We start from the raw sequence: 23292 nt of genomic DNA on the forward strand, positions 1-23292 counted from the left end.
GTTGGCCTCAGAGTTCGCCGGCCACCATGCCTATGTGGAACGCGGCCCACTCCGAAGCCGTGAAGCGCAGCGGTTCGAGACCGGGGTTCTTGGAGTCGCGTATGGCCCTGCTGCCACCGGGGAGGCGGGCCACCTCGACACAGTTGTTCTCTCCAGCGCTGGCGGATGCCTTGCGCCAGTTGACGGTGGAGAGGTCGAAGGCGTACAGCTCCGCCTTGTGATCATCATTCACTTGCGGCATCTCTCTTCCATCCGGGCGATCCGCCCCAGCGAATCCTCTGTCGGCAGCGCTGCGGCGACGATGCGTTCGTAGGCGTTGGCGAAGGTCTGGACTTCGTCTACACCTTCAACGTAGGTCGCTCCGATGAGATTCTCCAGCAGTACTACATCGGGCATCGGGCCGGGGAACCCCACAAGGCTGAAAGCGCCCGCCCCACCCGGGTGCGGGGTGGCGTCCAGAGGCAGGATCTGGAGGGTGACGTTGGGCATCTCGGAGACATCCAACAGCCGTTGAAGCTGATCGCGCATGATGTTCGGGCGTACGGCGAACCGTTGGTGGAATACGGCTTCGTGGACCACAGCCCAGATCTTCAGGGGCGTGCCGGGGCGGGTGAGTACGGCTTGCCGCGCCTGCCGTACTTCCGCGAGAGCCGCCACTTCATCCGGAGTGCGGGTGGTCGCATTGGCCGCGATGGTCTCGCGGGCGTATGCGGCGGTCTGCAACAGGCCGGGGATCAGCAGTGGCGCAAACTCATGGATGCTGTCGGCGTCGGACTCCAGGGAAATGTAATCCGCATACGCCGGTGCCACGATCCCGCTGTACGTTTGCCACCACCCCTGCTTGCGGGCGTCCTTGGCCAGCCCTTCCAACGCGCTGACGATTTCCGGGTCATCGATTCCGTACACCTTCAGTAGCCCGGCTACCTCATTGGGCCGGATGTGGCCGTTGGCCGTCTCGATCCGTGACAGCTTCGGGCCGATCCAGCCCACCGCTTCGGCGGCAACGTCAAGGCTCATCCCGGTGGCGTTGCGATAGCGGCGCAGGGCTTCGCCCAGGCGGCGGCGTCGGACAGTGGGAACAGGACGTGCGTTTGGCATGAGTTGAGTGTTCCATCGTCACTCGGACAAGTCGATGGGAACATGTTAGCGATCCTGTAATTCGGGTGACAAGCTTGCGATTTGAGCGGGCAGCAGGGCACTCTGAAGCCAAGTCGCCCTACCGGAGCGGCCATTGACGACTGAGTGACCTGGCTGCCGCAGGCTGGAGAGGCGACCGCAGGTCAAGGAGGCCCGATGAACCTCAACCCACCCACCTTCGCCCCCATCCCCGTCGCGGCCCTCGGCCACTACCTCACTCCCGCCCCTGCCGGCTTTTCCCTTCACCTGTCCGCCTCCCCGCGCAACCTCCGCGCCGTACGCGGGCTCACGGAGGCGACGCTCCTCAAGGCGGGCGTCAGCCCCAACGGCGTCGACTGTGCCCAACTCGTCCTCGCTGAGCTCTACAGCAACGCCGTCCACGCCTGCGGCGACTACGTGCCGCTCGTCGCCGAGGTGGAGGTGGGCATGGCGGGGGTCTGGGTCAGGCTGCACGACCCGGATCGGAGTCGTATGCCCTGGCGTGCGGACGTTCCTCTGGATGACCCGGAGGCCGAGTCGGGGCGCGGGCTCCGGATCGTGGATGTGCTCGCGCCTGGTTGGGAGGTGCTGCCCACCCCCATTGGCAAACAGGTCCGCTGCCTGCTGCCGCTTGACTGATTCCGGCCCCCAACTGCCCGCAGTCTCGTCCCAATTGCCGCATCGACGTGCGATTTCGTCGATTGTCAGTCCCCCGGAGTAGTCTCCTGTTCACGCGGTGTTGACGTTGAACGGGCCGCGCCGTTCCGAGCGTTGGGGAGATGGTGGATGGTCGGGCGCGAGTTGTCGCCGGCGGATCACCAGGACAAAGAGATCCGGGCGGTCCTCAAGGGGCTCGTCGCTGCCGGTTGGTCGCTCCGTAAGGAAGGGCACTGGGGGCGTCTCTACTGCCCCTGTGCCGAGGGGGGCTGCCTCACCATCCCCATTCCGGGCACGGCGCAGAATCCGGGGCGCGCGGCGCGCAGGCTCGCGCGCCGCGCCACGCTGTGCCCGCTCCCCGAAGGGGACCCGCGCCGTGCCCCGGGAGGCGGTGTTGTCGTTTGACAACGCGTTGATGGAGGGTAATTCTGCCTTGGGGGACTGCGAACCCCGGCGCGGAGGCTTGTGAAGGCACGAACAAGGGGGCGAAGGCGCGATGGACTACGAGTTTCTCTTCATCGTGGACGGAGTCAGTGTGGACGACGACGTAGCGGTCGGCGTCATCTTCGACGAGTTCGACGGGCTGCTCACCCGCCACCGCAGCAAGCACCTGCTCGACGTGGCGGCGGAGGGTGACAGTGCGATCGACGCGGCGCACCGCCTGGTTGTCAGACTTCACCGGGAGCTGCCCGCTCTGCGCCTGCTCAGACTGGACCCGGATCTGGTCGGTGTCTCGGACATCGCGGAGCGGGCCGGACGGAGCAGGCAGAACGTTCTCCAATGGGTGAACGGGGAGCGGCTTCAGGCCGCGCCGGCGTTCCCCGAGCCGGAGGGCACGGTCGGACGCTCCCTCGTATGGCGCTGGGCCGAGGTCAATGCCTGGCTGGCGGACATTGGGGAGAAGAGCGGAGACGCGGGGGCGACCCGGGAGGACGCCCTGTACATCGACTTCATGTTGCCGCGCTGGCGCCAGGTGCTCGATGACGGGTTGCCGATCGTGCGTACCGTGCACGCCACGAAGGTGGACGACGACCGTACGGGAGACCGCGACGCTGTCGCCCAACTGCTGGAAGGCACGCTCTCCGCGCCTGGCGTACTGGAGCGGATTTCCGCCTTTCCCCGGGCAGAACGGCAACGGCTCACCGTGATCTGCGCCGTGCTTTCCGACCGGCTGACCACGGTGGCCGCACGGATAGCACGCGACGAGACCTGGGTGATCCTCGCGTACCAGGGGGAGGAGAGCGGGCTGTATCTCACGCCTGTCACCGCTCGCCGGGTGCCGGGTTCGCGGCCCGTCTCAGCGCTGGGGCTGGGCCCCGAGGCGACGGTGGGGGATCTGTTGCTGGTCATCGCGAACGGCAGCGTTTCACCGACCACACCCGTGACCGTCGCCTGACGGCGGCACACGTCGTTCCGTTCCGCATATTGCCGTTGAACCGCCTCGACTTGAGCCCGAACGGAATCTGCCCACGCGTACCGTACGAAAGGAAGTCGTGCCGACCGCATTCGAGATCAGCGCACGAGCGGTTCATCGAGCCGCCACCGTCCTGGACGAGCATCTCCAGGACGGCCTGCCCTTCCGGGAGCTCCGGCCGTTGATCCATCAGGCCGAGCCCTCGCTCGTCACCGACTGGGCCGCGCTCGGGCCGCTGGTGAAGACGGATATCGACAAGAACCTCAGCTACACCGCCACCGCGCTGACCAAGGCGGGCTGGCTGTCCCGGGCCAACCGGATCTGGCGGCTGACCGGGCTGGGCCGGCAGGCGCTCGTGGACTATCCCGACCCGGTGACCTTCCTAGCCGAGGCGCAGACCCGCTACGGCTACTGGCGCGAGCGGCGCGGCTCCTTCGACGCCGCGGCCAAGATTCTCTCCGAGCTGCCCGACGAGCGGTGGATCAGCGTCGAGGACCTCGCCGGGGAGTTCGACGTCGACGCCGAGGCGCTCGCCGCGTCCTTTCAGGGGACTCGCCCCGACGGCTGGCATCTGGCTCTCTCGGACGAGGGGGTGGCAGGCCCGGATCTGCTGTTGCCGCCCTCGGACATCGAGGCCTGGCGCCGGCTGCTGGAGCGGGACGAGCTGGATGACGAGGAGGGCTCCAGCCTCGACGTCGTACGGGCCCGGTCCGGCGCGCGACTCACCGCCGAGGAGCTCACCGCGCTGGTGCTGGGGGAGGAACCGGGACAGGAGAGTGTGCCCCAACGGCCCCGCAGGGTGTGGGTCATTCGGGGGAGGGGCCATGACGGGGCCAGTCTGATCAAGACGCTCTGGCGGGAGCAGGGCGTCGTGACCCTGTCCGCCGACCGGCTGCCCGCCCTCGCCCAGGGCACCGGACCGCAGCGCGTCCGCAAGGTCGTGGACGAGGCGTACTCAGGTGCGACAGCCGCTCGACGTGACCGGCAGGCCGAAGAGCTCTACACCTTCCTCTCCCGGATACAGGAGGGGGACATCGTGGTGTGCACCGACGGCCCCCACGCCTATCTGGGGGTGGTACGTGGGCCCGCCGTCCACTCCGCTCCCAGCGATGACGCGGCCCACTTCACGCGGTCCGTCGACTGGCGGAACCTGAGTGAACCCCTCGACTTCGTCGGTGATCTGCCCGCCGAACTGATGGCCCGAGTGGTCGACGGTGATGCCCGTATCATTGATGTCAGCGAGTTCGCCACCCGGCTCGAACCACTGGTCGGGCCGGAGCCGGACCGTACCGCACCCGCTCCGGACATCGAGGCCGAACTCCCCGATGTTACCCAGGAACTGGCCGACCGACTCACCTTGTCCGACCCGGGCTGGCTCCAGGACGCGGTGGAACTCCTCCGTGGCAAGCCGCAGTTGATCTTCCACGGGCCGCCCGGCACGGGAAAGACCTACACCGCTCTCGCGCTCGCCCGGCATCTGACCGGGGGCAGCCCGAGCAACGTACGCCTGGTGCAGTTCCATCCGGCGTACAGCTACGAAGACTTCTTCGAAGGTTTCCGGCCCCGGACGCCGAAGAAGTCGGCATCCGACCCCATCCTCCCGGAGCGGGAGGGACCCGCCTCGACCGGCATCGTCTTCGATCTGGTCAAGGGACCTCTGCGCAGGCTCGCGGACACGGCGGAGGAGCGACCCGCCGAGGTTTTCGTGCTGGTCATCGACGAGATCAACCGGGGCAACCTCGCCAAGGTCTTCGGGGAGATGTACTTCCTGCTGGAGTACCGGAAGGAGTTCGTCCATCTCCTCTACGGATCGGATGAAGGACGCGGATTCCGGCTGCCGCCCAACCTCTACATCATCGGCACGATGAACACGGTCGACCGCACCGTGGCGCTGATGGACGCGGCCATGCGCCGGCGCTTCTCCTTCCTGGAGCTCCACCCCGACGAGACCCCCCTCAAGGGGCTGCTGAGCTCCTGGCTCGACGCGAACAGCCTGCCTCAGCTCGGAGCACAGCTTCTCGATGAGCTCAACCGCCGTATCGCCGCGGGACCCGGCGCCGACCGTGACTTCAGGGTCGGCCATTCGTATCTGATGCAGTCGATAGCGCAGGGTGGTGACCGGGCCCTCGATCTGCTCTGGCGTACCCAGATCATTCCTCTGCTCACTGAGCACCACTACGGCGAATCGATCGACATCCAGGAGACCTACGGCCTCGACGCCATCAGGAAACACCTCGGCATCAGCCCGTCGTCCGGGTCCGCGGCCCCCGCACCTGACGCGTCGGCCGCCGACGTATGAGCGACGAACCGCCCATCTCGCTGAGGGAGGCGGACGACTGGTCCAGCCGTCCGCTGACCGAGGAACAGGCGCGGACGCTTGACGCCTCGGAGCTCGTGGACGTACGCCCGGGGCGCGTCACCGGGGAATGGCGGCTCAGGGCCAGAAACCAGGTGGGTGCCGTCCGGCTGGGGCGCGGTCGCGGCCATGTACGGTTGTCCATCGCTCCGAAGATGCCGGTGGACCGGCTGATGTACCTCCTCGGCTATGCCCCGGACCGTCTTCTCTGGGACGAGGAGAGACAGCAGATCGACGTGGCTGCCCGCCCCGACCTGCTGCCGGCCGTGGCCCACGCGTTTTCCCGGGCGTCCCGGCGGGCGCTGCGCGCCGGGGTCCTGTTCGGCTACCGGGAGATCGAGGACACCCTCCCCGTGCTGCGCGGCCGGCTGAGAGGCGCAGCCCAGCTCGGGCGCCGTCCCGGGCTGGCGCTACCGCTGGAAGTGACCTACGACGATCACACCGCCGACATCCCGGAGAACCGGCTGCTGCTCGGCGCGGTCCGGCGGATGCTTCGGGTGCCTGGCGTGATCCCGGTGCACCGTCGCGAGTTGCAGGGGTTCGCCGCCCAGCTCGACGGGGTGACTCCGCCGGTGCCCGGCGCACCTCTGCCCGTATGGTCACCGACCCGCCTCAATCTGCGCTACCGGCCCGCTCTGTCCCTCGCCACGCTCATTCTCAGAGGGTCTTCGTACGAACTTGAGGACGGGCGGACCATCAGTGTGGACGGTCTGCTGTTCCGGATGTGGCAGGTGTACGAGGACTTCCTCGGCGGTGCGCTCGGCGAGGCCCTGGAACGGACCGTGGGAGGCAGGGCGGAACCCCGTGATCGTGACCACCACCTCGACACGAGGAAAGGCCACGTCCTCAAGCCGGACCTCGTCCACTACCTGCCGGGTGCCGACGGCGTCCCCGTACCGTCCGTCGTGGTGGACGCGAAGTACAAAAGCGGCCCGGCCCGGGACGACCTCTACCAGATGCTCGCCTACTGCGTACGGCTCGGACTCACGCAGGGGCACCTGGTCTACGCGTCCGGCCAAGAGGACGTGATACGGGTACCGGTGGCCGGGGGTGAGATCCGTCTGCACCGCCATGCCCTGGACCTGGGGGTGCCCCATCAGGAGCTGAAGTCCCGGATCGACGGGCTGGCCGAGCTGATCATACGGAGTCGCGCGGAAGCCGAGTCGGGGCGGGTCGGCTCCGCCTGATCCGATCGCGACGGGTCGGCAAGAGCTCCGGACGCCGATCAGTGAGCAGAACCGATGCGGGGCGGCCGCCCCGCCACGTAGTGCTGCGCCGTGACGAATCCCATTCAGTGTCGTTAGGGAAACGTACTTCCGGGAAATGTGCTTCCTTGAATGGGAGCCGGGTGACTGGGGAGAGGTCTGTGGGGCAGAGGCGGCACCAACTCGCGAAGCCGGATGACATGTTCGACCGGGACTGGGAGTGGAGTGAGCTGACCGCCTTCGCGGTCGATGCCGGGCCCGAGGCCACCTTGGGTGTGGTGTCCGGTCGCCGCCGACAGGGGAAGTCCTTCCTGCTCGACGCGCTCGCGCGGGCCGGCGGTGGCTTCTACTTCTGCGCGTACGAGGCGACGGAAGCCGAGTCGCTGCGCCGCTTCGGCGAGGAGCTGGCCGCGTACACCCGGAGCGTCGCGCCGCTGCGGTTCGACCGCTGGGAGGCGGCCGTCGACGCGCTGCTCGCGCTCGGCCGTGAGCGGCCACTTCCCGTGGTGATCGATGAATTCCCCTATCTCGCCCGTCACTCGCCGTCCCTGCCCTCTGTGCTTCAGGTCGCCTACGGGCCCCGTCGTCCGGAGCGTCTGGAGTCCCGTACCCGCCTTCTCCTGTGTGGCAGCTCGCTCGCATTCATGGGCGGGTTGCTCAGCGGTACATCGCCGCTGCGCGGCCGGGCGAGCCTGGAACTGGTTGTGCACCCGCTCGACTTCCGTAAGGCGGCCGAATTCTGGGGCATCGGCGATCCCCGGCTCGCCGTACTCGTCCATTCGGTCGTCGGCGGTACGCCGGCCTATCGGCGGGAGTTCGTACGGGACGACACCCCGTCCGGCATCGAGGATTTCGACGCCTGGATCTGCCGTACCGTGCTCTCGCCCCGCTCGCCCCTCTATCGGGAGGCGCGCTACCTGCTGGCCGACGAGTCCGATCTGCGCGACCGGGCGATCTATCACTCCGTGCTCTCCGCGATCGCCCAGGGTCACCGCACATCGGGCCGTATCGCGAGCTTCCTCGCCCGGCCCACGGGCGATATCACGCACCCGTTGACCGTGCTCCAGGACTGCGGACTCGTGCAACGGCAGACGGACGCGTTCCGCAAGAACCGCAGCATGTACCAGGTCGCCGAACCGTTGATCAACTTCGACCATGCCATCGTCCGGCCGAAGATTGCCATGCTGGACCGGGGGATGGCCGAAGCTGCCTGGCTGAGCAGCGGGCCGGGCTTCTTCCCCGCCGTGGTCGGTCCGCACTTCGAGCAGCTCTGCCGGGATTGGGTCGCCCACTTCGCGGCGCCCGAGACGCTCGGCGGTTTGCCGATCGACGTGTCGTACGGCACCGTCTCCGACCCGGCGAACCGAGCCTCGTACGAAGTCGATGTCGTGGTCCAGGGCGCTGTCGGCCAGGACAACGGGGTGTTGCTGGCGCTCGGCGAGTGCAAGTGGGGTCAGGTCATGGGGGTCGGACATCTCGAACGGCTGCGAGGAATCCGGGATCTGCTGGCCGGGCGCGGCACGGATGTGTCGCAGGTCCGGCTCGTCTGCTTCAGCGGAGCGGGGTTCACCCCCGAGCTGTGGGCTGCTGAGGAGCGTGGCGAGGCTGTGCTCGTAGGGCTGGACCGGCTGTACGGCGGGGAGTGAGCCCGTGCAGCGTTCGGCCGAGGCCCTTTTCTGTAGGGATCCAACAGGGTCCTCACCGAGGCGCTGTCAGGGGTCGCTTCCCCGCGATGGGCACGGTACCGATAGGTTTTCGACGTACCAGACAGCTGGAAGATCGCTAGGGAAAGGCTGATCCGTTGAGCCGCTCGGTTCTCGTTACCGGAGGAAACCGGGGCATCGGCCTCGCCATCGCCCGCGCCTTCGCCGACAACGGTGACAAGGTCGCCATCACATACCGGTCCGGGGAGCCGCCGCAGGCCCTGACGGAGCTGGGCTGCCTGGCGGTCCGCTGCGACATCACCGACAGCGAGCAGGTGGAGCAGGCCTACAAGGAGATCGAGGAGAAGCACGGTCCCGTGGAGGTGCTGGTGGCCAACGCCGGTATCACCAAGGACCAGTTGCTGATGCGGATGTCCGAGGAGGACTTCGCGTCCGTGCTCGACACCAACCTCACCGGCACCTTCCGGGTCGTCAAGCGCGCCAACCGCGCCATGCTGCGCGCCAAGAAGGGCCGGGTCGTCCTGATCTCCTCGGTGGTCGGGCTGCTCGGCTCGGCGGGGCAGGCCAACTACGCGGCATCCAAGGCCGGTCTGGTCGGTTTCGCCCGCTCCCTCGCCCGCGAACTGGGCTCGCGGAACATCACCTTCAATGTCGTCGCGCCCGGCTTCGTCGACACGGATATGACGAAGGTGCTCACCGACGAGCAGCGCGCGGGCATCGTCTCGCAGGTACCGCTCGGCCGCTACGCGCAGCCGGAGGAGATCGCCGCGACGGTGCGGTTCCTCGCCTCCGACGACGCCTCGTACATCACTGGAGCCGTCATTCCCGTTGACGGCGGATTGGGCATGGGTCACTGATCACATGAGTGGAATCCTCGCCGGCAAGCGCATTCTGGTCACGGGTGTTCTCACCGAGTCCTCGATCGCCTTCCACGCCGCCAAGGTGGCGCAGGAGGAGGGCGCGGAGGTCATCCTCACCGGCTTCGGCCGGCTCACGCTCGTCGAGCGCATCGCGAAGCGGCTGCCCAAGCCCGCCCCGGTCATCGAGCTGGACGTCACCAACCAGGAGCACCTGGACGGGCTGGCCGACCGGGTCCGTGAGATCCAGGGCGCGGACGGGGCCGGGCTCGACGGCGTCGTGCACTCGATCGCCTTCGGTCCGCAGGGCGTCTTCAACTTCCTGGAGGGCACCTGGGAGGACGTCGGCACCGCGGTGCAGGTCTCGGCGTACTCGCTGAAGTCGCTGACGATGGCCTGTCTGCCGCTGATGGGGCGCGGCGGCTCGGTCGTCGGGCTGACCTTCGACGCGCAGGTGGCCTGGCCCAAGTACGACTGGATGGGTGTCGCCAAGGCGGCGCTCGAATCCACCAACCGCTATCTCGCCCGTGACCTGGGTGCGCGGAACGTCCGCTGCAACCTGATCTCGGCCGGTCCGCTCAAGTCGATGGCCGCGAAGTCCATCCCGGGCTTCGAGGAGCTCGCGGACGTGTGGAACCACCGCGCCCCGATCGGCTGGGACCTCTCCGACCCGGAGCCGGCCGGCCGTGGGATCGTCGGTCTGCTGTCGGACTTCTTCCCGAAGACCACGGGCGAGATCGTCCATGTCGACGGTGGCGTGCACATGATGGGCGCCTGACGCCCGTACCGTTCGCGTACCCCGGAAGCCGCGCGTCCGTCCTGGAGACGGCGCGCGGCTTCCGTGTGTGACAGGCCGGGAGGTGCCGGCCGCGTCAGCCCGAGTCGAAAAGAGCGGCGACGCACCGCACACTGAGCGAACCGGGGTCGTCCGGTCATCGTGGGCCAGGAGGTGTGTGCGCATGCTCCCGCTCAGCCTGCTCCCGCTTCGTCTGCTCCCGCCGCGTCCGCGTCCGCGCCCGCCGCGTCGCCGTACGACAGCGCTCACGAGAGCCGCACTGCTCATGACGGGACTCGCGGTCTCCCTGGTCGGCGCGCCGAGCGCCGGAGCTGTCGTGAACCCCGGCGAATCCGAGGGCTTCCACGCTTCCTGCCGTACGACGATAGAGGGCTCGCGCGCCACCGTGTCCTGCCACAACCCGTATCCCGAGACCGATCGGATACGGCTCCATGTGGAGTGCGCGCGCTGGTGGGACATCGACGCCGACAGCGCGCCCGTGGATGTCGGACCGGCCGGGTACGCCGAGCTGACCGACCGGTGCTGGAAGGAGATACGCGAGGTGTGGGTCACCCATGAGCGGCCCTGACGGGCTCCGTGCACCGGGTGTGGCTCAGACCCGTTCCCCCAGGCAGCCGAGGCCATGGCTCGCGGCCTCGGCGCCCGCCGTCTCCACATCGCCCGCCCGGATCGCCGCCACCAGCCGCGCGTGGTCCATATGGTTCTCCGGCCGCAGCTCCCGCCCCACGTTGTCGCGGAGCTGGTCGCGCAGCAGATGGCCCAGATCCGCGTAGACGGCGGTCAGCACATCGTTGTGCGAGGCCGCGACGACCGCCATGTGCAGGCTCGCGTCGGCCCCGACGAACACCTCCGCGTCGCCCGAGTCCCAGGCCTCCTCGCGCCGGGCGAGCAGTGTGTCCAGTTGCCGCAGATCCCGCTCCGTACGGCGCTCCGCCGCCATCCGCGCGGCCGACGACTCCAGCGTGGAACGCAGCTCCACGACATGCCTCGGATCGGCGGTCGCGAACCTGCGGTGCATCACCCCCGCGAGCTCGCTGGTCGCGATGACATACGTCCCCGAGCCCTGCCGGATGTCCAGCAGACCGTTGTGGGCGAGCGCGCGCACCGCCTCGCGGACGGTGTTACGGGCCACACCCAGCAGCTCGACCAGCTCCGGTTCGGTGGGGATACGTGAGCCCACCGGCCATTCGCCCGAGGTGATCTGGTTCCGCAGCTCGCTGATCACCTGGTCGGAGAGCGCGGAACGGCGGGGGGAGTTCAGCGGCATGACGCTCCTTGTCTGTGGACAACCAATCATCCCATGATTCTATGATGGCTCCATGTCCGACGAGCCGCAGACACAGATACAGCAGATACAGCTGCCACCACCAGGGTCCCCCGGGTCACAGGCGCCCACGAAATCACCGAGCCGGACCCTGTCCGCGTCCGCCGACTCCCCGGGGCCAGGGGCCGGGGTCTGGCTCACCCGGCTGCTCGTCGTCGGACTCGTCCTCGCCGCCCTCAATCTCCGCCCCGCCATCACCAGCCTCGGCGCGCTGCTCGAAGAGGTACGGGACGGGCTGCACATGAGCGGCAGTGTCGCGGGTGTCCTCACCTCCGTACCGCCGTTCTGTTTCGCGCTCTTCGGCTTCGCGGCCCCCCGGCTGGCCCGTCGCTTCGGCCCCGGCGCGGTCGTCTGCGCGGGCATGGTGGCGATCACGGCGGGGCTGCTGATCCGCCCCTTCGCCGGCGGCACCGTCGGCTTTCTCGCCGCGAGCGCGGTCGCGCTCATGGGGATCGCCGTCAGCAATGTGCTGATGCCGGTGATCGTCAAGCGGTACTTCCCCGACCGGGTCGGCACGATGACCGGGCTGTACTCGATGGCCCTGGCGCTCGGCACCGCCCTCGCGGCCGCCGTGACCGTCCCCATGACCGAGGCGCTGGGTGGCAGTTGGCGGACGGGGCTCGGGGTGTGGGCCGTACTCGCCGCTCTCGCGGTGCCGCCCTGGCTGGGTCTCGTACGCGAGCGCGGCGCCGCCGCGCCGGCCTCACCGCCGGCCTCACCCGCGCTCCGCGCCCCGGCCTCTGCCGCTGCCCCGGCTTCGGGGCTGAGGCTCGTGCGCAGCCGTACCGCCTGGGGGCTCGCCTGTTTCTTCGGCCTCCAGGCCACCGGCGCATACATCACCATGGGCTGGATGCCGCAGATCTTCCGCGACGCGGGGATCTCGGCGGGCACGGCCGGGCTGCTGCTCGCCGTGACCATGGTGATGGGAGTGCCGCTGGCCTTCGTGATCCCAAGGACCGCCGCGCGCATGAAGAACCAGGGCCCGATCGTCGTCGCCCTGGGGCTCTGCGGACTGAGCGCCTACGCGGGCCTGTACTTCGCCCCGGCCGAGGGCGCCTGGGTCTGGGCCGTACTGCTGGGAATCTCGAACTGCTCCTTCCCGCTCGCCCTCACCATGATCGGCATGCGCTCCAGGACCGGCGCGGGCGTCGTACGGCTTTCCGCCTTCGCCCAGAGCACCGGCTACCTGATCTCGATCCCGGGCCCGCTGCTGGTCGGCGTGCTGTACCAGCACACCGGTGGCTCGGAGCTGCCGATCGCGCTGATGGCGACGTTCCTGCTGCCGCAGATGGTGGCGGGCGTCGTGGCAGGCAGGGACCGGACGATAGAGGACGAGGCGCGGATGCGAGACTGACCGTATGCCAGTCCTTGACCCGAATCCCCAGAACGGCCAGCGAAAGCTGCTCCTCGTGTTCGGCGCGATCATCGGCATCATGGTGATCATCGGCATCATCGCCTCGATCGCCAGTCCGTAGTCGGGTGCCGTTTCGTTCTGGGTGCTGTCTTTCCGGAGGCGAACCGAGCCCTCGAAGTATCGGGGGTGGGGCTAGCACCACCGTCCCCTAGGGGGCCAGGGTCAGGGTCGAGTGGGTGGGTCACCGGATGGGCGCCGGGGGCCATGATCCGTAGGTTTGAGGTACCTCGACAACCGCAGACGTACGGAGGCGGCCATGCCGGCCCGAACCCGCTCCCGCTCCCGCTCCTGGTCCCACCAGCCCGTCTCCTCCGACCGCGTCGAGATCCGGCTGCCGTGGTGGTCCGTGGCGCTGCCCGTCGTCGCCTTCGTCATGCTGTTCCTGCTGATGGCGGATCCTGGCCAGGCGCATGCCGCGACGGACGACGCCACGGTGGGCCGGATTCTGGAGCACATTCATCTGACCCTGGGCCGGTAGTGCGGGAGCGTCACCGGGAGCGTTCACCCGTGCTGGGGCCGTGCGTCAACACCCTGCGCCCTATGGCGCGTTTCATGCGAAGCTGGAATGTATGAGCGCCGATACAGCCCGCAGGATCGTCCTACTCCGGCACGCGAAGGCCGACTGGCCGGACGTGTCCGACCACGAACGGCCGCTCGCCGATCGCGGCCGCGCGGATGCTTCCGTGGCCGGCCGGCGGCTGGCCGAGACCGGTATCCCCGTCGACCTGGCTCTCTGCTCGACCTCGCTCAGGACCCGCGAGACCTGGAAGCTGGCCGTGCAGGAGCTGCCGCAGCGTCCCAGGACGAACTATGAGGAGCGGCTTTACGATGCCACCCTCGGTGATCTTCTCGCGCTGCTGAACGAGACGCCCGACGAGGTGAACGATCTGCTACTCGTCGGTCACAACCCGGGTATGCACGCACTGGCCGACGCGCTCTCGGGCGCGGGGGAGGGCGGCACCATCGCCCGGATGACCAGGACCGGATTCCCGACCGCGTCCTTCGCCGTGATCGCCTTCAACGGCAGCTGGAAGTCGGTGGAGCACGGTGTGGGCAAGCTCGTCGATTTCTGGAGCCCGCACGACTGACGGACGGCTGACGGAGGCTGGCCGACCGCTGACGTACGACTGATCCGGCCGGAGGCCGGACCGGTCGGCGCGTTCATGGAGAGGGCCCCGGCACACGCACCGCGTGCCGGGGCCTTCCCGCGCACGGTCAGCCGTCCTCGCCGTCCGCCGCCTCGACCTCTTCGCGGGTGATGCCCAGCAGGTAGAGCACGGTGTCCAGGAACGGCACGTTCACCGCCGTGTGGGCGGCCTCGCGGACGACGGGCTTGGCGTTGAAGGCCACACCGAGCCCCGCCGCGTTCAGCATGTCGAGATCGTTCGCGCCGTCGCCGATCGCGACGGTCTGCGCGAGTGGCACCCCCGCCTCGGCGGCGAACCGGCGCAGCAGCCGGGCCTTGCCGGCACGGTCCACTATCTCGCCCACCACACGTCCGGTGAGCTTGCCGTCCACGATCTCCAGCGTATTGGCGGCGGCGAAATCCAGCCCGAGCTGTTCCTGGAGGGCGTCGGTGACCTGGGTGAATCCACCGGAGACGACCCCGACTTGGTAACCGAGCCGCTTGAGCGTACGGATCAGCGTGCGGGCGCCGGGGGTGAGCCGGACCTCGGCCCGTACCTTCTCCACCACCGTCGCGTCCAGCCCGGCCAGCAGCGCCACCCGGGCGTGCAGGGACTGTTCGAAGTCCAGCTCCCCGAGCATCGCCCTGGAGGTGACCTCGGCGACCTCGGCCTCGCAGCCGGCGTGGGCCGCGAAGAGTTCGATGACCTCGTCCTGGATCAGGGTCGAGTCGACGTCCATGACCACCAGCCGCTGGGCCCTGCGGTGCAGTCCTGCCGAGACGACGGCGACATCGACGCCGATCTCGGACCCGGTGGTGGCCAGCGCGGTGCGCAGTGGTTCGGTCTCCACCCCGGAGACCGCGAACTCCACGGCGGTGACCGGGTATTTCGCCAGCCGGAAGATCCGGTCGATATTGCCGCCGGTCCCGGTGATGCTGGCCGCTATGACCGCCGTCGACTCGGCGGTCAGCGGGTTGCCGAGCACGGTGACATGGGAACGGCCGCTGCCGCGCGGCCGGTTGTCACCGGTGCCCGAGATGATCTCGGCCTGGAGCTTGAGCGATTCCGTCCAGCTGTGCACGGTCGCGCGCAGTTCGCCCTCGCTGGTGCCGCCCGCGGTCGGCGCGGTGATCAGCGCGCACAGGACGATCCGGCCACGGGTGACGACCTGCTCGATGTCGATCACATCGACGGAGTAGGCGGCGAGGGTGTCGAAGAGCCCGGCGGTGATCCCGGGGCGGTCCTTCCCGAAGATCTTGACGAGGAGGGTAGGGACGTCTGCGGTCCGAGGGGGCTGCGATGCGCTCATGGTGCTTCCACCGTATCGGGCGGATCGCCGGTGCGCGCTGTCTGTCCCGCGTACCGGACAGCACGCGGGACGGGACCGCCCGCCGGTCCCCGGCGGTGGTGTGAAGGCCGGTGTACGGCGGGTGGCCGCACGGCCTACACCGGCCGAAGCACGACCCGTATCGGCTGAAGACGGGGTGTCACCGAACGGCGCGGTCGGACCGGCGGGCTCCCGCCGTCACCGAGGCCGCGATCGCTGGTCCCACGGGCTTTGTCCCTGTTGCGGGTCTTTCCCGCGCCTTTCCCGCGCCCGCCTTGTGCGCTGTTACGAGCCTGTGCCGGTATCGCACGAGGCCCGGCTTTCAAACCTGGCCGCGTGCCTGAAATAGTTCCACCCGACGTTCGCCATCCCTGAACTCCCCGCGACGGGGGGAAACCGGGGGACAACAAGTGGGGCATGGAGTGCCGGAACTCGTACTGGAATTGAACGGAAGGACCTGGACGCTCGATCCGTCCAGGAGATACACCCTCGGACGTGATCCCCAGGGCGACCTGACGATCGACGACGCCAGGGTCTCGTGGCGGCACGCCACCATCAGCTGGGGGGACCGCGGTTGGGTCATCCAGGACCACGGCAGTACCAACGGCACGTATGTGCAGGGCCGGCGCGTTCAGCGGATGGAGATCGGTCCCGGCTCCGCCGTCCATCTCGGCAACGCCACCGACGGGCCCCGGCTGAGCCTCACCGGCGCGGCGGTTCAGCAGGTCCCGGCTCAGCAGGCGCCGCAGCAGCAGGGCGGTCCCGGTTGGGCACCCCAGCAGCACCAGCCCCAGCCGCAGCAGCCCCAACAGCACCAGCCCCAACAGCCCCAGCCGCAGCAGCACCAGCACCCGCAGCAACAGGGCGGGCAGCAGGCCCCGTACCAGGGACAACCCCAGCACCAGGCACACGTTCAAAAGCAGGAGTACGCACCTGCGCCGCAGCACGGTCAGGTACCGCACCAGCGGGGCGCGGGGGCCCCGCCGGCGCACGGCGACCGCAGCCCGACCACCTTCCACGAGTTCTCCCTCGGCCGGGTCATGCGTATCGGCCGCGCCCTGGAGAACGAGTTGGTCGTCTCCGACCTCCAGGTCTCCCGTCTGCACGCCGAGTTCACGGCGACGCCCGACGGCCGCTTCGAGATCCGTGATCTCGGATCCCACAACGGCACCTATGTCAACGGCCAGCCGATCGCCAAGTCCGGCACCGTAATGCTCGGCCCGGGCGACATCGTCGGCGTCGGCCACTCGACCTTCCGCCTCGTCGGTGACCGGCTCGAAGAGTTCGTCGACACCGGTGAGGTCTCCTTCTCCGCCCGTCATCTCACGGTGACGGTCGACGGCGGCAAGCAGATCCTCAAGGACGTCTCCTTCGGCGTCCCCGAGAAGTCGCTGATCGCGGTCATCGGCCCCTCGGGCTCCGGCAAGTCCACACTGCTCAAGGCGCTCACCGGGTACCGCCCCGCCGACCAGGGCGATGTCCTCTACGACAACCGGAATCTGTACAAGCAGTTCGCCGAGCTGCGCCAGCGCATCGGTCTGGTCCCGCAGGACGACATCCTGCACAAGGAACTGACCGTGAAGAAGGCGCTCAAGTACGCCGCCAAGCTTCGCTTCCCAGGCGACACCGCCGAGGCCGAGCGCGAGGCCAGGATCGGCGAGGTCCTCGGCGATCTGAAGCTCGACATCCACAAGGACAAGAAGATCACCTCGCTCTCCGGCGGCCAGCGCAAACGCGTGTCCGTCGCCCTGGAGCTGCTCACCAAGCCGTCACTGATCTTCCTGGACGAGCCGACCTCCGGCCTCGACCCGGGCATGGACCGCGATGTCATGCAGCTGCTGCGCGGCCTCGCCGACGACGGCCGTACGGTCCTGGTCGTCACCCACTCCGTGGCCGAGCTGGCGAGCTGCGACAAGCTGCTCGTGATGGCGCCGGGCGGCTCCGTGGCGTACTTCGGCCCGCCCGAGGAAGCGCTCGACTTCTTCGGCTACGGCAGCTGGGCCGATGTCTTCTCGGCGTTCGAGAACTACCGCGACTACGACTGGGCGGGCCGCTGGCGCGGCTCGCAGCACTACCAGATGTACGCCGCCGACATCGACTCCGTCGCCGCGCAGTCCGTGGCCATGCCCAAGGCGCAGCAGATGCGCCCGCCGAAGCCGCAGAGCTGGGGGTCGCAGCTGTGGACGCTGATCCGCCGCTATGTCTCGGTGATCGCGTCCGACAAGGGCTTCATGGGGCTGATGGTGATCCTGCCCGCCGTGCTCGGTGTGGTCAGCGTCGTCGTCCCGGCGAAGTTCGGCCTCGGCCCGCCCGTGGCGCCCGACAGGTTCAACGGCGCCGCGGGCACGATCATGCTGGTCCTCACGGTCGGTATGTGCTTCACGGGCGCGGCCAACTCCGTACGTGAGCTGATCAAGGAACGGGTGATCTACGAACGGGAACGGGCCACCGGCCTCTCCCGCTCCGCCTATCTGATGTCCAAGGTCATCACGCTCGGAGTGATCACCGCCTTCCAGGGCGTGATCATCTGCGGTATCGGGTTCGCGCCCCGTGCGCTGCCCGCGGAGGGCCTGGTCCTGCCCCCCGCCGTCGAGATGTGCCTCGTGGTGATCGCCCTCGGCCTCACCTCGATGATGTTCGGCCTGGTCATCTCCTCGCTGGTGAAGACCGCCGAGAAGACGATGCCGCTGCTGGTCATGTTCGCGATCGTCCAGATCGTCTTCACCGGCACCCTCTTCCAGCTCTACGACTCACCCGGCCTGGAGCAGTTCGCCTGGCTGATGCCGGCGCGCTGGGCCATCGCGGGCGCGGGCACCACGCTCAACCTCTCCACGCTGATGGCGCCCTGGGACCAGGACAACCCCACCAACCTGGACCCGCTGTGGGAGCACTCGGCGAGCCAGTGGGCCATCGACATCTCGGTTCTGCTGTTCATCGGTGTCGTCTGCGGGGTCGCGGTGTCGCGTCTGCTGCGCCGCCATGAGCCGGAGGTCATGCGCAAATAGTCCCCAGCGGTCCTGCGCGCACGCCGGAGGGCGGCACCCCCTGTGCGGGGTGCCGCCCTCCGGCGTTCTGCGTGTGGTGCGCCTCAGCGCGCCGGGCCCGGCTGGGCTCAGTAGGCGCTGTTGACGTTGTCCATCGAGCCGTACCTGTCCGCGGCGTAGTTGGCCGCGGCCACGATGTTGGCGACCGGGTCGTAGATGTCGAACGGGGTGCCCTTGACGTGGTACGCCTTGAACGTCGGCGGGATGACCTGGAGCAGGCCCTTCGACGGGATGCCGTTGCGGGCGTTGATGTCCCAGAGGTTGATCGCCTTCGGGTTACCGCTCGACTCGCGGATGATGTTGCGGTGCAGACCCTCGTACGAACCGGGGATCTTGTGCTTCTTCATGATCGCCAGCGACTCCTTGATCCAGCCGTCCAGGTTGTTCTTGTAGACGGGCTTACGGACGGTGGAGCGGTTGGCGGCTTCCTCGGCGCGCTTCTTCGCGTCGGCCTTCGCCTTCGCGACGGCCTTGTCTTCGGCCTTCGTCTTCTCCGACGCCGTCTTCTGGACCACGGACTGGACCTTGGCCGCGGTGTCGGGGCTGTTGAACTGCTTGGCGATGATCGCGCTCACGGCGGGGGCCTTGCCGTTGTCCGTCGCCGACGTCGACACCGTGGAGGTGACGGGGGACTGGACGGGGGCCTGGGACTCGGCGGCGACAGCCGTGCCGGGAACCAGGGAGAACGTGACCGCGACGACTCCGGCGGCGGCGACGCCGGCCATGGAAGCCTTCTGGGTCTTGTTCAGACGACTGAGACCAGGGGTGCGTGACGAGAACATAGAGACGAACCTCTTCGAATAGCGGGAGTCGCGGAGGCCGGATGGCCAGCCTGCTCGGCGGCGACGTCGGCAATTCTTAGCGGTCGCAAAATGCTCTGGCAAAGGTGTGACGTACGACCCCGCATAGTGGAGCGGGGCGCCTCGGCGGCGCCCCGCTCCCTGTTTATGCCGAGCTCACACCCTTCTTTTCGGTCGACTAGTGGAGTTCGTAAGTGATGTGCGTCCTATGCCGGGGCTCACATCGAGGACATAGCGACGTGACAGGTTGTTGCTTCAGCAACGCGAACCGTGAACGGTCTCCCGCGGAAGGAGGAGATGGACGTCCCCGAACTCGTGCCAGAGGTAGAGCCCGCGCAGCGCCTCCTCGTATCCCCTGGTCAGAGCCGCCCGCCCGGCGATGGCCGCCAGCATCAGCAGATGCGAGGCCTCGGGCTCGTGCAGCCCGGTCAGCAGTCCGTCCACCACCCGCACCCCGCGCCGGGGCGTGATCACCAGATCCGTCCAGCCGCGGGCCGCCCGCACTACCCCGTCCGGCCCCGCCGCGGATTCCAGTGCCCGCACGGCCGTCGTCCCGACCGCGACGATCCTGCCCCCGTCCGCCGCCACCGCGTTCACCAGCAGGGCCGTGCTCCGCGGCACCTCGAAGCGCTCCGGGTACGGCGGCTCGTGCGCCTCCGCCGACGCCACCCCCGTATGCAGCGTGATCGGCGCGAACCGCACACCCCGGCTCCTCAGCTCCGCCACCAGCCGCGCCGTGAAGGGCCGCCCCGCACTCGGCATCTCCGCGGAACCGGCGCCGTCGGGCGAGGGGCGTGCGAAGACCGTCTGATACGCGGAGAGCGGCTGGTCCCGGACCGTGTACCCGTACCGGATCGGCCGGCCGTGGCGGCTCAGCAGCCCCGGTACGTCCGCGTGCGAGACCCGCGCCCACCACAGCCGGGACCCCCCGGGGACCAGCGGCTCGTCCAGTACGAGATGGACCCCGCCCGGCAGCCGGACCACCGCCCCCGCCGGACCCCCGGCGCGCGGCAGCGTGGTCCCCGCGCCACTGTCCCGCCGCGGCGTACGCACCTCGACCGCCCACCGGCCGTCGTCACCCCGCGTCGAGAAGTGCACGACGATCCGGTCCCCGCCCGGATCGGGCCCCAGCCGCCCGTCGACGGCCGCGGGCAGCGTCGCCGACGTATTGACGACCAGCACGTCCCCGGCCCGCAGCTGCCCGGGCAGCTCCCGGAACGCGTGGTGCGTGACGCTCGTACCCCGGGAGACCAGCAGCCGTACGTCGTCCCTGCCCGACCCGCGCTGCTCCGCCGGGACCCGCGCCGACAGCTCCTCAGGCACCCGCAGCGCCGGCAGGACGCTCACCTCGACTCCAGCAGGGAGGGGGCCGCGTACCGGCCGCTCACCGGGCGCCGCTCCAGCAGCCTCAGGAAGCCGGGCACCACCGACGCGGGCTCGGGGCGCGGATCCGGGTCGTCCGGCACGGCCGCCGCGTACAGATCCGTCCCCATGTCGCCCGGATCCACCGTCCACACCCGCAGCTCCGGTTCCTCGACCGCGAGCACGGCGGCGAGATGGTCCAGCGCCGCCTTGGACGCGCCGTACCCGCCCCAGGTCTCGTACGCCTCGGCCGCCGCGTCGGAACTCACCGCGATCACCGCGCCCGCCGCGCTCGCCCGCAGCAGCGGCAGCGCCTCCTGGACCAGCCCCAGCGCCGCCACCACATTGGTCTCCAGCGCCGTCCGCAGCCCGTCGAGCGGCAGCGCGTCCAGCCGTACCAGCGGTTCGGCGCCCAGCGCACTGGCGTTGCTCACCACCAGATCGAGCGCCCCCAGCTCCGCCGCCGCGGCCACCAGCTCCGCGCGGTGCCCGGCGTCCGTGACATCGCCGGTGATCGCCGCGACCCGGGTCCCGTGCGCCGAGACCTCGGCGGCCGTCCCCTCCAGTACGCGCGGGCTCCTGGCGTCCAGCACCAGATCCCAGCCGCGCCTGGCCAGCGCGTCGGCCAGCGCGCGCCCCAGTCCCTTGGAAGCCCCTGTGATGATCGCTACCGGCATGATCCCCGCTCCTTCTTCCTCACGCGCTTCCTCACGCGCCCGCTCCCGCCTGACGAGCCCAACGTAGGAAGGGGACGGCCCCCGGCGCCTCGTGCGCCGGGACCGTCCCACAAGGGCACTTCGTCCTACTTCCGACGTCGCGGGACCTAGGTCATCGGCCCTGGTCGGGGCGGATCCCGAGGCCGATACGGTCCGCCCCGCCCGCCGGTACGGTGAAGCCATGAGCCACCGACCCAGCTCCGGCCTCGCCGCCGTGAGCACCGCACTCCTCGCGATGAGCAGGCGCCTGGAGGTGCGCGACGTCCTCAAGACGATCGTCGTCTCCGCCCGTGAACTGCTCGACGCCGAGTACGCGGCGCTCGGCGTGCCGGACGATCACGGCGGCTTCGCCCAGTTCGTCGTGGACGGCGTCAGTGATGAGCAGTGGAAGGCGATCGGCCCGCTGCCGCGCCAGCACGGGATCCTCGCCGCGATGCTCCACGAGGAGAAGGCCGAGCGGCTGGCCGACGTACGCGAGGATCCGCGCTTCGAGGGCTGGCCGGCCGCCCACCCCGACATGTCGGACTTTCTCGGGCTGCCGGTCAGGGACGGCGACGAGACCATCGCCACGCTCTTCCTCGCCAACAAGCGCTGCCCCAAACAGGAAGGCCGCTGCGGATTCACCGAGGAGGACGAGGAACTTCTCGCGATCCTCGCCCAGCACGCCGCGATCGCCCTCACCAACGCCCGTCTGTACGAGCGCAGCCGCGAACTCACCATCGCCGAGGAGCGCTCGCGCCTCGCCCACGAACTGCACGACGCCGTCAGCCAGAAGCTCTTCTCGCTGCGGCTGACGGCCCAGGCGGCGGCGGCCCTGGTCGACCGCGATCCGGACCGGGCCAAGGGTGAGCTCCAGCAGGTCGCCGCCCTCGCCGCCGAGGCCGCCGACGAACTGCGCGCCGCGGTCGTCGAGCTGCGCCCCGCCGCCCTTGACGAGGACGGCCTGGTCCATACGCTCCGTACCCAGATCCAGGTCCTGGACCGGGCCCACTCCGCCCGGGTCACCTTCGACACCTGCGGGATACGGGCGCTGCCGGCCGCCCAGGAGGAGGCGCTGCTGCGGGTGGCGCAGGAGGCGCTGCACAACGCGCTGCGCCACTCCGGCGGTGACCGCGTCGAGGTCACCCTCACCCGCCGGGGCCAGGGCGCGGTCCTCGGCATCACCGACAACGGCACGGGCTTCGAACCCCGCGCGGTGCGCCGGGCCGGCCGCCATCTGGGACTGGTCTCGATGCGCGACCGGGCGGGCGGTGTGGGCGGCAGACTCAGGGTGATATCGGCGCCCGGCCAGGGCACCACGATCGAGATGGAGGTGCCCGGTGGCTGAAAGGGAAAAGGGCGGCGCGGAGCGCTTCGTCGGAAGGGCGGTGGCGGGTGACGGGCGGGCCATCCGCGTGCTGCTGGTGGACGATCACCAGGTGGTCAGGCGCGGACTGCGGACGTTCCTGGAGATCCAGGACGACATCGAGGTCGTGGGCGAGGCGTCCGACGGCGCCGAGGGGATCGCCCGCGCCGAAGAACTCCGGCCCGATGTCGTGCTGATGGACATCAAGATGCCCGGCACCGACGGTATCGAGGCGCTGCGCAAGCTCCGCGAACTCGACAACCCGGCCAGGGTCCTGATCGTCACCAGCTTCACCGAACAGCGCACGGTGATCCCCGCGCTGCGCGCCGGTGCCTCCGGTTACGTATACAAGGACGTCGATCCGGAGGCGCTGGCCGGTGCGATCCGTTCCGTACACGCCGGGCACGTACTGCTCCAGCCGGAGGTCGCGGGAGCGCTGCTGGCCCAGGACGAGCCGGGCAGTGGGCAGGGCAGGGGCACCTCACTGACCGAGCGCGAGCGCGAGGTGCTCGGCCTGATCGCCGACGGACGCTCCAACCGGGAGATCGCCCGTGCGCTGGTGCTCTCGGAGAAGACCGTCAAGACACATGTCTCGAACATTCTGATGAAGCTGGACCTCTCGGACCGTACACAGGCCGCCCTTTGGGCCGTGCGGCACGGGGTGGCGGGCTGACAGGCACGCGGCCCACGGAATCAGAAGATCGCACTACGGTCTGAGTATTCATACCGTCGGGTGTATGTCACCCACACGGCGCATCCTGATCGGGT

22 protein-coding genes are annotated in these 23292 nt (G+C 69.2%); 15 read left to right on the plus strand and 7 right to left on the minus strand.

What is annotated here, in order from left to right; genetic code table 11:
* Window positions 1–7 precede the first annotated feature (7 nt).
* Entirely contained in the window at window positions 8–241 is a 234-nt protein-coding gene (locus ACFRMN_RS28840; protein WP_383024633.1) for a DUF397 domain-containing protein, read from the minus strand.
* Window positions 229–1098 (minus strand): helix-turn-helix domain-containing protein, encoded by an 870-nt coding sequence (locus ACFRMN_RS28845; protein ID WP_383024636.1) that lies wholly within the window; start codon window positions 1096–1098, stop codon window positions 229–231. The genes ACFRMN_RS28840 and ACFRMN_RS28845 overlap by 13 nt, the downstream gene beginning before the upstream one ends.
* A gap of 195 nt (window positions 1099–1293) precedes the next feature.
* Between ACFRMN_RS28845 and ACFRMN_RS28850 the strand changes: the two genes are divergently transcribed.
* The 8 genes from ACFRMN_RS28850 (at window position 1294) to ACFRMN_RS28885 (ending at window position 10633) form a co-directional block, all read left to right on the plus strand.
* Window positions 1294–1755, plus strand: coding sequence for an ATP-binding protein (locus ACFRMN_RS28850; protein WP_383024639.1), 462 nt, complete (start codon window positions 1294–1296; stop codon window positions 1753–1755).
* Between the two features lie 514 nt (window positions 1756–2269).
* Window positions 2270–3169: an AlpA family transcriptional regulator gene (locus ACFRMN_RS28855; RefSeq protein ID WP_030353791.1), complete on the plus strand. Its 900-nt coding sequence runs from the start codon at window positions 2270–2272 to the stop codon at window positions 3167–3169.
* A gap of 97 nt (window positions 3170–3266) precedes the next feature.
* Window positions 3267–5486, plus strand: a complete 2220-nt coding sequence (locus tag ACFRMN_RS28860) for an McrB family protein (RefSeq protein ID WP_383024642.1) — start codon at window positions 3267–3269, stop codon at window positions 5484–5486.
* The gene (locus ACFRMN_RS28865; RefSeq protein ID WP_383024644.1) at window positions 5483–6730 is read left to right on the plus strand and encodes an McrC family protein; all 1248 of its coding nucleotides are present in this window, start codon (window positions 5483–5485) and stop codon (window positions 6728–6730) included. The genes ACFRMN_RS28860 and ACFRMN_RS28865 overlap by 4 nt, the downstream gene beginning before the upstream one ends.
* Window positions 6731–6948: 218 nt before the next feature.
* Window positions 6949–8394, plus strand: a complete 1446-nt coding sequence (locus ACFRMN_RS28870) for an ATP-binding protein (protein ID WP_383024715.1) — start codon at window positions 6949–6951, stop codon at window positions 8392–8394.
* 155 nt (window positions 8395–8549) lie between these two features.
* Window positions 8550–9269: a 3-oxoacyl-[acyl-carrier-protein] reductase gene (fabG, locus tag ACFRMN_RS28875; protein ID WP_329826278.1), complete on the plus strand. Its 720-nt coding sequence runs from the start codon at window positions 8550–8552 to the stop codon at window positions 9267–9269.
* A 4-nt stretch (window positions 9270–9273) separates the two neighbouring features.
* Window positions 9274–10047, plus strand: coding sequence for an enoyl-ACP reductase FabI (gene fabI / locus ACFRMN_RS28880; RefSeq protein ID WP_383024647.1), 774 nt, complete (start codon window positions 9274–9276; stop codon window positions 10045–10047).
* A gap of 181 nt (window positions 10048–10228) precedes the next feature.
* Window positions 10229–10633 (plus strand): hypothetical protein, encoded by a 405-nt coding sequence (locus ACFRMN_RS28885; protein ID WP_383024650.1) that lies wholly within the window; start codon window positions 10229–10231, stop codon window positions 10631–10633.
* 24 nt (window positions 10634–10657) lie between these two features.
* On the opposite strand, the gene ACFRMN_RS28890 is transcribed toward ACFRMN_RS28885, so the two are convergent.
* Window positions 10658–11332 carry a FadR/GntR family transcriptional regulator gene (locus ACFRMN_RS28890; RefSeq protein ID WP_383024653.1) on the minus strand — a complete coding sequence of 225 codons (675 nt, stop codon included), beginning with the start codon at window positions 11330–11332 and terminating at the stop codon, window positions 10658–10660.
* Between the two features lie 52 nt (window positions 11333–11384).
* On the opposite strand from ACFRMN_RS28890, the gene ACFRMN_RS28895 reads away from it, so the two are divergent.
* From ACFRMN_RS28895 to ACFRMN_RS28910, 4 genes are all read left to right on the plus strand, one after another.
* On the plus strand, window positions 11385–12743 hold the full coding sequence (locus tag ACFRMN_RS28895; RefSeq protein WP_383024656.1) for a CynX/NimT family MFS transporter: 1359 nt from the start codon (window positions 11385–11387) through the stop codon (window positions 12741–12743).
* A 4-nt stretch (window positions 12744–12747) separates the two neighbouring features.
* Complete coding sequence (locus ACFRMN_RS28900) at window positions 12748–12864, plus strand: SGM_5486 family transporter-associated protein (RefSeq protein ID WP_129769705.1); 117 nt, start codon at window positions 12748–12750, stop codon at window positions 12862–12864.
* Window positions 12865–13059: 195 nt separating this feature from the next.
* Window positions 13060–13281 (plus strand): hypothetical protein, encoded by a 222-nt coding sequence (locus ACFRMN_RS28905; RefSeq protein WP_383024659.1) that lies wholly within the window; start codon window positions 13060–13062, stop codon window positions 13279–13281.
* Between the two features lie 91 nt (window positions 13282–13372).
* On the plus strand, window positions 13373–13891 hold the full coding sequence (locus ACFRMN_RS28910) for a SixA phosphatase family protein (RefSeq protein ID WP_383024662.1): 519 nt from the start codon (window positions 13373–13375) through the stop codon (window positions 13889–13891).
* 127 nt (window positions 13892–14018) lie between these two features.
* Here ACFRMN_RS28910 and serB read toward each other — a convergent pair whose 3' ends face one another.
* Window positions 14019–15239, minus strand: a complete 1221-nt coding sequence (gene serB / locus ACFRMN_RS28915; protein WP_383024665.1) for a phosphoserine phosphatase SerB — start codon at window positions 15237–15239, stop codon at window positions 14019–14021.
* Between the two features lie 440 nt (window positions 15240–15679).
* Here serB and ACFRMN_RS28920 point away from each other — a divergent pair, with 440 nt between their 5' ends.
* Window positions 15680–18262, plus strand: a complete 2583-nt coding sequence (locus ACFRMN_RS28920; RefSeq protein WP_383024668.1) for an FHA domain-containing protein — start codon at window positions 15680–15682, stop codon at window positions 18260–18262.
* 107 nt (window positions 18263–18369) lie between these two features.
* Here the strand turns inward: ACFRMN_RS28920 and ACFRMN_RS28925 are convergent, their stop codons facing one another.
* The 3 genes from ACFRMN_RS28925 to ACFRMN_RS28935 form a co-directional block, all read right to left on the minus strand.
* The gene (locus ACFRMN_RS28925; RefSeq protein ID WP_383024671.1) at window positions 18370–19083 is read right to left on the minus strand and encodes a transglycosylase SLT domain-containing protein; all 714 of its coding nucleotides are present in this window, start codon (window positions 19081–19083) and stop codon (window positions 18370–18372) included.
* A gap of 273 nt (window positions 19084–19356) precedes the next feature.
* Window positions 19357–20448: an S-adenosylmethionine:tRNA ribosyltransferase-isomerase gene (locus tag ACFRMN_RS28930; protein ID WP_383024673.1), complete on the minus strand. Its 1092-nt coding sequence runs from the start codon at window positions 20446–20448 to the stop codon at window positions 19357–19359.
* The gene (locus tag ACFRMN_RS28935; RefSeq protein ID WP_383024676.1) at window positions 20445–21140 is read right to left on the minus strand and encodes an SDR family NAD(P)-dependent oxidoreductase; all 696 of its coding nucleotides are present in this window, start codon (window positions 21138–21140) and stop codon (window positions 20445–20447) included. Before ACFRMN_RS28935 ends, ACFRMN_RS28930 begins: the two co-directional genes overlap by 4 nt.
* Window positions 21141–21360: 220 nt before the next feature.
* Between ACFRMN_RS28935 and ACFRMN_RS28940 the strand changes: the two genes are divergently transcribed.
* Window positions 21361–22506: a GAF domain-containing sensor histidine kinase gene (locus ACFRMN_RS28940; protein ID WP_383024679.1), complete on the plus strand. Its 1146-nt coding sequence runs from the start codon at window positions 21361–21363 to the stop codon at window positions 22504–22506.
* 40 nt (window positions 22507–22546) lie between these two features.
* Window positions 22547–23197, plus strand: a complete 651-nt coding sequence (locus tag ACFRMN_RS28945) for a response regulator (RefSeq protein WP_383024717.1) — start codon at window positions 22547–22549, stop codon at window positions 23195–23197.
* The last annotated feature ends 95 nt before the right edge of the window (window positions 23198–23292 follow it).

This window comes from Streptomyces sp. NPDC056835, from assembly GCF_042789485.1.
In the GTDB taxonomy this organism is placed as follows: Bacteria; Actinomycetota; Actinomycetes; order Streptomycetales; family Streptomycetaceae; genus Streptomyces.

Bases quoted from the DNA above. Each gene is read 5' to 3' on its own strand.
- ACFRMN_RS28840 (WP_383024633.1), bottom strand. From the start codon at position 241: ATGCCGCAAGTGAATGATGATCACAAGGCGGAGCTGTACGCCTTCGAC.
- ACFRMN_RS28845 (WP_383024636.1), bottom strand. From the start codon at position 1,098: ATGCCAAACGCACGTCCTGTTCCCACTGTCCGACGCCGCCGCCTGGGC.
- ACFRMN_RS28850 (WP_383024639.1), top strand. From the start codon at position 1,294: ATGAACCTCAACCCACCCACCTTCGCCCCCATCCCCGTCGCGGCCCTC.
- ACFRMN_RS28855 (WP_030353791.1), top strand. From the start codon at position 2,270: ATGGACTACGAGTTTCTCTTCATCGTGGACGGAGTCAGTGTGGACGAC.
- ACFRMN_RS28865 (WP_383024644.1), top strand. From the start codon at position 5,483: ATGAGCGACGAACCGCCCATCTCGCTGAGGGAGGCGGACGACTGGTCC.
- ACFRMN_RS28870 (WP_383024715.1), top strand. From the start codon at position 6,949: ATGTTCGACCGGGACTGGGAGTGGAGTGAGCTGACCGCCTTCGCGGTC.
- fabI (WP_383024647.1), top strand. From the start codon at position 9,274: ATGAGTGGAATCCTCGCCGGCAAGCGCATTCTGGTCACGGGTGTTCTC.
- ACFRMN_RS28885 (WP_383024650.1), top strand. From the start codon at position 10,229: ATGCTCCCGCTCAGCCTGCTCCCGCTTCGTCTGCTCCCGCCGCGTCCG.
- ACFRMN_RS28890 (WP_383024653.1), bottom strand. From the start codon at position 11,332: ATGCCGCTGAACTCCCCCCGCCGTTCCGCGCTCTCCGACCAGGTGATC.
- ACFRMN_RS28895 (WP_383024656.1), top strand. From the start codon at position 11,385: ATGTCCGACGAGCCGCAGACACAGATACAGCAGATACAGCTGCCACCA.
- ACFRMN_RS28900 (WP_129769705.1), top strand. From the start codon at position 12,748: ATGCCAGTCCTTGACCCGAATCCCCAGAACGGCCAGCGAAAGCTGCTC.
- ACFRMN_RS28905 (WP_383024659.1), top strand. From the start codon at position 13,060: ATGCCGGCCCGAACCCGCTCCCGCTCCCGCTCCTGGTCCCACCAGCCC.
- ACFRMN_RS28910 (WP_383024662.1), top strand. From the start codon at position 13,373: ATGAGCGCCGATACAGCCCGCAGGATCGTCCTACTCCGGCACGCGAAG.
- serB (WP_383024665.1), bottom strand. From the start codon at position 15,239: ATGAGCGCATCGCAGCCCCCTCGGACCGCAGACGTCCCTACCCTCCTC.
- ACFRMN_RS28925 (WP_383024671.1), bottom strand. From the start codon at position 19,083: ATGTTCTCGTCACGCACCCCTGGTCTCAGTCGTCTGAACAAGACCCAG.
- ACFRMN_RS28935 (WP_383024676.1), bottom strand. From the start codon at position 21,140: ATGCCGGTAGCGATCATCACAGGGGCTTCCAAGGGACTGGGGCGCGCG.
- ACFRMN_RS28940 (WP_383024679.1), top strand. From the start codon at position 21,361: ATGAGCCACCGACCCAGCTCCGGCCTCGCCGCCGTGAGCACCGCACTC.